Raw genomic sequence first — 8,785 nt, 5'->3', positions numbered from 1 at the left:
GAACACAGAAGTTAAGCCCACCAGCGCCGATGGTACTGCGACAAGCGGGAGAGTAGGTCGCCGCCAGTTTTTATTAAAAGTCTCATACATGAATTTGTATGAGACTTTTTTGTTTTATATCTATACCTATACATATCTATACCTACTATACCACACGATAGCAATAAAAGATCCATCAACTATCAATCATCATTTATTATTAATGCTATCTATCTAAACTCTTTTCGAAGAAACAATCCAACATTGGTTTTGGTTACGGGGTTTAAGCCATACTGATCAAAATCTATAGCAAGTCCATATTGAAATGCTTTGTTGTCCAATCCTATCCGAAATTGTTGCTGACTTCTACGGTGTAGTTTAAAATCTAACCAGCTGGTAGTGGCCAGTAGCTGGGTAAAGAGCTGATAATCTCGATTGATTGGATACCGATAATTGATCATTACAATAGCTTCCCGCAAAGGAATATTGATTACCATGTAAGAAAGAAGTATTATAGCGGATAATCTTGGAGTACGTTTGGAATATTGTGCTGTTAGAAAAGGAGTAATTCCGGTAGTATTGACGAATTTCATTCCGGCACCCGCCGCAAAAGGACCTGCGTAATTATAGGTTACAGCCATATTACTAAATACTTCATCAAAACGGCGATCATCTTTAGTATAGAAGCTGTGTACAGCTGTTATGTTAAGAAAATTAAATTTCTTCTGTCTATCAATTTTTTTTGTAACAATTGTGGACATCAGTATTTTTCTATAACCTGCATCAATCTCTGTTTGAATTATCGGTGGAGATGGGATACTATCATTGGTGATTTGTGCGTGAAATAGGCATGATAAAAGTAAAAGGCAATGGCTGAAATTTTTTTTATACGAATACAGCATAGAGATATAAGTTTTAAAATGAACAATTAAAATAGGTTGTATCAAAAACAGTAAGAATAAATCTATCTTTGTTCTATTGTATTAATGTCTTTTCTTAGAAGCCCTGAAGCTTTCCAATAAATGATACTTGCTAGCAATGCTACACCTGTTGCAGATAACAATGAATAGCGTATGGCATTAACACTATATGTTTCAGACAAAAGATCATTGAAAAAGCCTGGGACAGAACTGCCAAATCCATGACCGATAAAGTTGCAGGAAATGGTTAATATTGCGGCAGCCAGTGTACGTACTTCAACACGTGTGACTGTCTGAGCTACACCCCACGATACTCCAATATGAAATGCGAGAAAAAATGTTGTCATACCGAGTCCTATAATGGCCATAGCAGCATTTGTGGAAAATAGGAATACAAGAGAAAAGGCGGCACATAAAAATGTTGCTATAGCTGGGATTTGTAAGATATATTTATAATCTTTCTTTCCAAAGGTATTGGAAAGCCATCCTCCAAGAAAGGCACCTGCAAGACCCGTTCCCCCTTTCACCACTCCTACAATCAATCCTATTTGTTTTCCATTAAAGTGATAAATTCTTCTGAGGAAAGTTGCTTCCCACGTACTTAATGCATAAATCACGAAAGCTCCCATAGTGGTTGCGATGAGTACAAGAAGATAACTTTGCCGGCTAAAAATGTCTTTAAGGGCTTCTTTTAAAGGAATTCCAAGCTCTTTTAGTTTGTAATGTTCTTCTGAGCTGCCTCGTAATGGTTCTTTCATTGTTAAACGGATAATGAGAGCAAGTATAAGTCCGGGTGCTCCGGCAAAAAAGAAGGCATAACGCCATCCCAACATTTGGCCTACAAGACCAGCAATGATATAGCCTAACAGTATTCCAATGTGAAGACCTCCGGAATAAATGCTGAAAGCTTTAGGACGCTTTTCTTTCGGGAAAAAATCGGAAAGAAGAGAATGACCAGGAGCAGACCCCATTGACTCTCCAAAGCCAACCATGATCCTGGCAATAGTAAGCTGAAGAGTATTAGCCACAAGTCCGCTAAAAGCAGTCATAGCACTCCATATAGTAAGTCCTGTAACCACAATATTCCTTCTGTTATATCGGTCGGCAAGTCTTGCAACGGGAAAGGTCATGGCAGAATAAAATGCAACGAAAGCGAAGCCTGATAATAAACCCATCACAGTGTCTGATAGGTGGAATTCCTCTCTGATAGGGTCCAACAGTACATTGAAAATTACCCGGTCCAATAACCCTAGCGCAAATACCAGAGTCAGTAATAGTAGTGCATAATTAGGCTGGGTTTGCCCCAGCCTTTTATGCTCAGAAATTTGAGAGTCCATATAAGTTTTATTTTTTATGTGAATATATTATATCCCTAGTTGATCTGACTCACGACCCTGTTAATTTGGGCAACGTGGATAGCATCATGCTCAACGATAAAATGATCAATAAAATCCCTAACTTTCATTAATCCGAATTTAGGATTCATATGCTGAATTTCCTTTTCTAGGTCGGAAGGGGTCAGCTTTTCAAATAAACGGGTAATTTCGGTATAGCTTTTTTCCAACCTGTCCCGGATTTCTGTTGGTGATGGTTGAGTCTTATCCGCTTCTTCTATATTGGCTAAACGAATTGGATTATCCATTTTTCTACCAATAGAAATAGAAGGATCATCCAATACTTTTTGGATTTCGTTTACAAAGAAAATCCGGGCTTCACCAATATGCCAGAATACAATACCAGAAGACCATTCTTCGCTCGAAGGCCTTATATATAGCTTTTGTGTGGGAACAACTTTGTCTAGTAAATCCAAGAATTTTTTTTGGGAATGTTGAAGAGATTCCTTGATCTCCTCAAGAGTTAATGTTGTATTGCTCATGATTTATGTTTTAAGAATCGTATTTATTTAATAGTATTTTGTAGCAAGCCAATATTGGTAATTTCTACTTCCACTACATCTCCTCTTTGCATGAATACTTTTGGAGTTCTCCCAAATCCGACACCAGAGGGAGTGCCAGTGGCGATGATGTCTCCGGGATTCAGGGTCATGATTTCTGATATAGCTTCAATAAGGGTGGGAACATCAAAAATGAGATCACCAATAAAAGACTCCTGCATTACTTCTCCATTGAGTCGAAGGGTAATTCTGGAAGCAGCAAGATCTTCTATTTCATCGGGGGTTACCATCATAGGGCCTATAGGTCCATGTCCATCAAAGTTTTTTCCCTGCATCCACTGAATAGTTCTAAATTGATATTCACGTACTGTTACATCATTAAAGCATGAATACCCAGCTATATACTCCAAGGCATTCTCTTTTTTTATATTTTTCCCTTTTTTACCGATAATAACAGCCATTTCTGCTTCATAATCTAAAGAGTTAGAGAGGTCTATATACGGAACATCTTGTCTATGTCCGTTTAATGTCGTTGCCATTTTAGCAAATAATACGGGTGTGGAAGGCATTTCTCTTTTCATTTCCATAATATGGTGCTTATAATTCAGTCCCACACATACAATTTTTTCGGGAGATCCTACTATAGGAAGCCATTCAATCTGATCTTCTTTCCAAATCGCATTTTCCGGAAGTTGATTCCAGTTTGCCACAGCATATGCGATAACTTTTTCAGCATCTGATAATCCGGAACTGCTTTTTAGAGATTCTTGTATACTGGGAGGCAGGGAAAGCTTTGCCAGGCGGGCAATTTCATTAAGATCAATGATTTTTTCCTGAACAAAAGCCCCGAATTTGGGCTGTGAAGAGCCCACGGTAAACATTAATAATTTCATTGGATGTATTTTAAAATTTTAAATTGATTAGAAGAATTAGAGAGGACTTTTAAAGACTTCGCGAACGGTTTGATAACCATCGTTTTCGAGATAAGGTTCTTCTCTGTATTTATCGAGTGTCTGCATCAGCGGGGTATCATTTACGGAGAATAGGATTGCATCAGAATCCTCTGAAATGTTACAATGTTCATGATAGGCCCAGGTAGGAATCACAAAGAAATCCCCTTCCGACCAGTTAAATTGTACCCCATCTATCACTGAATAGCCATTTCCTTCAAAAACATAGTATACATTGCTGGAAACATGACGATGGGCTTTGGTATGTACTTTAGGACGGATCATTTGTATTGATGCACCAAAGGTTTTCATGACTGCCTTTCCATTGAATGAATTGACGTATTCCAGGGCAACATCATCATAAGGACTCGTTTCATCTGCTTCTTTAAGATCATTAAGTGCTTTTAGGGTGTCTTTCCATTTAAAAACTGATACCGGAGGATATTCATTATTAGAAGGTTCCCATAAAGGACGGTAATTACCATTGCCATGCTTCAGTACAGACGCATTCATTTTTTTGGTTATTTCCTGTTGATCCAAATGGTAGGATTCAAAAAAATTGGCATTGAGATAGTTGGTAAGCGGAATGTCTAAAGCGTCTAACCAGATCGCATGTTTATCATTGGTAGAGCCATGGTCGTGCCACAGCATGGGGGGATTAAGTACATAATCTCCTCTTTCCAAAAAGATTCTATTTCCTTCAACTGTACTATAAGAACCCTCGCTTCGGATAATGAATCTTGAGGCCTGTGAAATATGGCGGTGTGGAGGAGCGATCTCTTTACCATTTAACCATTGTAATGCCATCCATAAAGTTTCAGTGGCATAAGGTTTTCCATTAAGCCCTGGATTGCTTAATCCTAAAGCACGTCGGTCCCCACCTTCTTCAAGATTTACGAGCTTTCCGGAAGCTGCTGCCAGTTCATAAAGTTGATCCCATTTCCAAAGCCAGGGGATTGCAGCCGGATTAGGCCGTAGCGGTAATACATCTTGCTCGACAAGCCAAAGAGGAACTAGATTTTGTTCTTTTAGTTTGGAGTATAACGCTGCTTTTTCTTTCATAATATAGTATTTATGATATTATTTTACTTTGTTTTTTCAAAATATGGATTATTGCTTTTATGATGTAAATAATATGATGATGTTAAATTTAGATATAAATAAATGAATATTCCAAATTAAATTTGAATAAATTTAAATATTTTGATAATGCATCCTTTTTTGTATTATTATTTTTAAATAGTATTTAAAGTAATATTTTGAGATTGATGAAAAAATAGAATTGTAATGAGTATATTTGTATAAAACATCTGTATGTCGACCAAACACATCATTATGTCTATGTTGGAAATAGCCCCTATGACAGGTTACGAAATTGCTCAAAATTTGAGTACTTCAGTAGTTCCGTTTTGGAGTGCTACAGCTAGCCAGATTTATAATGCTCTTAAAAGTATGAAAGAGAGCAACCTGGTAGAAACTGAAAATAGTATCAGGGGAGAAAAAATGAATGTGGAGCAGTATACCCTTACCGACACCGGTCGAAAAGAGCTTGATGATTGGATTCAGGATGATATTCAATATATCCCCATTCGGGAGCCTTTTTTACTTTGGTCTTCTTACATGGAAAAGTGTACTTTAGAACAGGCACTTTCTGTGATAGATAAACATATTGAAAAATTTGAAAAAAGAGCACGCCAGCTTGAAGAAGCGACGTATAAAATACAAACCAATGAGTACAAGCTGATGAAAATGAGATCGGAATCTACTCCAAAAGAGAAGTTTAAAAAAATTCAGATGGCGCGTGCTTTTGCTTATGGGGAAATTGCTGCCAAGGCAAGGTTTGAGGTTGAACAGGCAAAACGAATCAGACAATTTGCCTATTCTTTTTTTTCAGAAAATGATTTGTAAAAGCCTGTTAGGTAAATATTCTGATTTTCCTAATTGTTATAATGCAACAGAAACACGATATTCCGGTTAAAATATAGTGGAATATTTCACTTTGTCGTCATTTTTTTGATTTGAATATAAATGTGTTAGATTCAAATTTATACATTAATTCCTCTTTTTAGATTTTGCTTCTTTGTTAAATAGTATTAAAATATTATGTTTGTGTCACATCACATTAATATAATATGAATAAAACACTATTTAGGATTGGTCTACTACAATCTGCATTCTTTTGTTTCAATGGGCTTTATGCACAATCTACAGATTCAATTAAAACTTCAAAAATTGATGAAGTAGTTGTTACTGCATATGGTGTGAAAAAAGAGAAGAAATCTCTGGGATATTCTTTCCAGGATGTTAAAGGACAGGCTTTAGTAGACGCTAAGGAAAACAATGTCACCAATGCACTAACAGGTAAGGTGGCGGGACTTCAGGTTGTAAAGGGCGGATTTGGACCAGCTTCATCTTCCAGAATCAATATCAGGGGATTCAATTCCTTTGAAGGAGATAGCCAGCCTTTAATTGTCGTGGATGGTATTCCCATTAATAATTCAGCCGGAGTAAAAGGCAGGAGCCAGGACGGGGCAAAGAATAATGATTTATGGAACCCGGATACTGATATGGGAAATGGTTTAAGTGATATTAACCCTGACGATATCGAAACTATTTCTGTTCTTAAAGGAGGAGCTGCGTCGGCATTATATGGTGCAAGAGCTGGAAACGGGGTTATTCTCATCACAACGAAATCCGGCAAAAAGAAAGGAGGAGTTGGCATCACGTACTCCACAAGTTTAGGTTTTGAAAAGATATTTATGAAGCCCGACTTGCAAAGTAACTTTGCTCAGGGAAGCAACGGACTTCCAAATCTACCAAGTAATCTTGATAATACAAACAGCTGGGGACCTCAGATCGATGGAACAGATATGAAAGTCTATGATAACCTTAAAGGTTTTTTCAGGACAGGTACGAGTGTCCAACATACAATAAGTTTTCAGGAAAACCTGGGCGAGGGAACAAACTTATATACTTCCGGAAATTATTTATACGACAATAGTCAGGTTCCCAACTCGAAGTATGAAAGATGGAATTTTATGGCTAAAATGAATTCTAATTTCGGGGCACAAAAGAGATGGACAACTGATGTGAAAATCCAGTATATAAGTACCAAGGCAAATAATCGTCCTAATGGAGGTTTGGATAATAATACTTATGGTAGTGTCTTATTAATGCCGAGAAATATTGATATAAGAGATTACAAAGAAGGAATGACCGAGAATAACGTTACGCAGAGATGGATAACAAATAACGGAGTTAATCCTTATTGGGCTTCTTACAATAGGTTGAATGAAGATAAAAAAGACCGCTTCTTGCTAAGTGGCTATCTTAAATATCAATTCAATGACTGGCTGAGTGCGGATGTTCGCTTAGGAACGGACTTTTATTCTTTGGATGCCAATGCGAAAACATGGACGGGATCCAGGCTGAATAATTCTTATAATACAAGCCAGGAAAAGTTTTATGAGAATAATTATATAACGAGTTTGAATGCCAAAAAGGACAATATTATTGGAAAATGGGGTGGTTCCTTATCGATATATGGACAAATGATGGAAACAAGGACAAATGCGATCTATCTTTCAGCTCCCAATCTGACTTCTCCCAACTTTTTTAATATCAATAATTCTGTAGGTAATCCTGACATACGGGAAGTTATTTTAAATAAAAAAATCAACTCAGCTTTTGCAGCAGCAGAGATAAATTATGATGGATATTGGTTTATTAATGCTACAGCAAGGAATGATTGGTCATCAACGCTTACGGTAGAAAACCGGTCTTATTTTTATCCTTCAATAAGTACTTCATTGGTTATTACCGATATGCTTGCAAAAATAAACGGGACCAAGCTCAAATTTTTATCTTTTGCTAAAGTAAGAGCTTCTTATGCTGTAACTGGAAACTCGTTGGAAGCTTATGAACTCTACAATACTTTTGAAGTTAAAAAAGATCCTAACGGAAACGTAACAGCAGATCGGAAAAAGATTTTATATGATCCGAACTTAAGGAATGAAAAACTTAAAACATTTGAAGTTGGACTGGATCTGCGATTATTTAACCGGATTTCACTGGATGTCAGTTATTACAATACCAAAGCAACTGATCAGCTGATCAACCTGCCAATGAATCCTCTTTCAGGGTATGAGAAAAAAAAGATCAATGCAGGAGGCCTACAGAATCAGGGAATTGAAGTAGTATTCAATACGGATATTGTTAAAAAACAGGATTTTACATGGAATATGAATATCAACTTTTCCCAAATGACAAGCAGAATTGATAAGATCGATGGAGAGGTTACTAAATATTCGCTTGGCGGATTTGATGATGTAAGCATATTCGCAGAGGTTGGAAGAAGATATGGTGCTATATACGGCTCCAAATTTAAGAGGGTTGAAGATACAAGCAGTCCTTATTTTGGTAAACTGATCGTAGATGGAAATGGTGCGCCTCAAAAGGAAACCGGTCTTTTCTATTTGGGAAATCAGTCTCCTAAAGCATTATTTGGTTTTACCAATAGTTTTGTTTACAAAAATTTTGGTCTTTCCTTTCAAATTGACGGGCGTATCGGTGGAGAATTTTTCTCAGGAACCCAATTAGCATTGCAAAAATCAGGTTTAGCGAAAGATACTGCACCTGGCGGAAAACGCGATAATTTTGTAGTGGACGGAGTCGTTGCCGGAAATAATGGAGGTTTTACAGCCAACACTAAAGAGATTACACAGCAGAATTACTGGGAAGCGGTTACCACAGGAAATTTAGGTATTACAGAACAGAATATTTATGATGCAACGAACATACGACTAAGAAATATTCAGGTTTCTTATAACTTTCCAAAGACAATGTTTGAAAAGTTTGTGATAAAAAGCGCTAAAGTGGCATTCACAGCAAATAATGTTTGGATGATCTATAGTAAGGCAAAGGGAATTGACCCCGAATCAGTGTTTGCTATAAGTTCAAATGCGGTAGGTTTTGAAAACCTTGCCTTTCCGACCATGAGATCATATTTATTTACCATAACCTTAGGATTTTAATACAATACC

The 8,785-nt window shown here is 37.0% G+C and carries 8 protein-coding genes; 3 read left to right on the top strand and 5 right to left on the bottom strand.

Features of this window, described 5'->3' with window-relative positions; translation table 11 throughout:
* The coding region (locus tag G9C87_RS20800) for a hypothetical protein (RefSeq protein WP_228457002.1) at positions 1 to 217 on the top strand (217 nt) is incomplete at its 5' end.
* Here the strand turns inward: G9C87_RS20800 and G9C87_RS11050 are convergent.
* From G9C87_RS11050 to G9C87_RS11030, 5 genes are all read right to left on the bottom strand, one after another.
* A complete protein-coding gene (locus G9C87_RS11050; protein ID WP_172280987.1) occupies positions 210 to 740 on the bottom strand; it encodes a hypothetical protein in 531 nt (176 codons plus the stop codon). The genes G9C87_RS20800 and G9C87_RS11050 overlap by 8 nt on opposite strands.
* A gap of 203 nt (positions 741 to 943) precedes the next feature.
* Positions 944 to 2,236 (bottom strand): spinster family MFS transporter, encoded by a 1,293-nt coding sequence (locus G9C87_RS11045; RefSeq protein WP_172280985.1) that lies wholly within the window; start codon positions 2,234 to 2,236, stop codon positions 944 to 946.
* 35 nt (positions 2,237 to 2,271) lie between these two features.
* Positions 2,272 to 2,775 (bottom strand): DinB family protein, encoded by a 504-nt coding sequence (locus G9C87_RS11040; RefSeq protein ID WP_172280983.1) that lies wholly within the window; start codon positions 2,773 to 2,775, stop codon positions 2,272 to 2,274.
* Positions 2,776 to 2,798: 23 nt separating this feature from the next.
* Positions 2,799 to 3,686, bottom strand: a complete 888-nt coding sequence (locus tag G9C87_RS11035; RefSeq protein WP_172280981.1) for a fumarylacetoacetate hydrolase family protein — start codon at positions 3,684 to 3,686, stop codon at positions 2,799 to 2,801.
* A gap of 36 nt (positions 3,687 to 3,722) precedes the next feature.
* Entirely contained in the window at positions 3,723 to 4,805 is a 1,083-nt protein-coding gene (locus G9C87_RS11030; RefSeq protein ID WP_172280979.1) for a cupin domain-containing protein, read from the bottom strand.
* A 252-nt stretch (positions 4,806 to 5,057) separates the two neighbouring features.
* Here G9C87_RS11030 and G9C87_RS11025 point away from each other — a divergent pair, with 252 nt between their 5' ends.
* Together G9C87_RS11025 and G9C87_RS11020 are read left to right on the top strand one after the other, a co-directional pair.
* Positions 5,058 to 5,651 carry a PadR family transcriptional regulator gene (locus tag G9C87_RS11025; RefSeq protein WP_172280977.1) on the top strand — a complete coding sequence of 198 codons (594 nt, stop codon included), beginning with the start codon at positions 5,058 to 5,060 and terminating at the stop codon, positions 5,649 to 5,651.
* 224 nt (positions 5,652 to 5,875) lie between these two features.
* Positions 5,876 to 8,776, top strand: coding sequence for a SusC/RagA family TonB-linked outer membrane protein (locus tag G9C87_RS11020; protein WP_172280975.1), 2,901 nt, complete (start codon positions 5,876 to 5,878; stop codon positions 8,774 to 8,776).
* Positions 8,777 to 8,785: the final 9 nt, after the last annotated feature.

This window comes from Chryseobacterium sp. LAM-KRS1 (genome assembly GCF_013184525.1).
GTDB lineage: Bacteria > Bacteroidota > Bacteroidia > Flavobacteriales > Weeksellaceae > Chryseobacterium > Chryseobacterium proteolyticum.
The sequence above is the reverse complement of the archived record's forward strand: the minus strand, read 5'-3'. Positions and strand labels throughout refer to the sequence as shown.

Bases quoted from the DNA above. Each gene is read 5' to 3' on its own strand.
- G9C87_RS11050 (WP_172280987.1), bottom strand. From the start codon at position 740: ATGTCCACAATTGTTACAAAAAAAATTGATAGACAGAAGAAATTTAAT.
- G9C87_RS11045 (WP_172280985.1), bottom strand. From the start codon at position 2,236: ATGGACTCTCAAATTTCTGAGCATAAAAGGCTGGGGCAAACCCAGCCT.
- G9C87_RS11040 (WP_172280983.1), bottom strand. From the start codon at position 2,775: ATGAGCAATACAACATTAACTCTTGAGGAGATCAAGGAATCTCTTCAA.
- G9C87_RS11035 (WP_172280981.1), bottom strand. From the start codon at position 3,686: ATGAAATTATTAATGTTTACCGTGGGCTCTTCACAGCCCAAATTCGGG.
- G9C87_RS11030 (WP_172280979.1), bottom strand. From the start codon at position 4,805: ATGAAAGAAAAAGCAGCGTTATACTCCAAACTAAAAGAACAAAATCTA.
- G9C87_RS11025 (WP_172280977.1), top strand. From the start codon at position 5,058: ATGTCGACCAAACACATCATTATGTCTATGTTGGAAATAGCCCCTATG.
- G9C87_RS11020 (WP_172280975.1), top strand. From the start codon at position 5,876: ATGAATAAAACACTATTTAGGATTGGTCTACTACAATCTGCATTCTTT.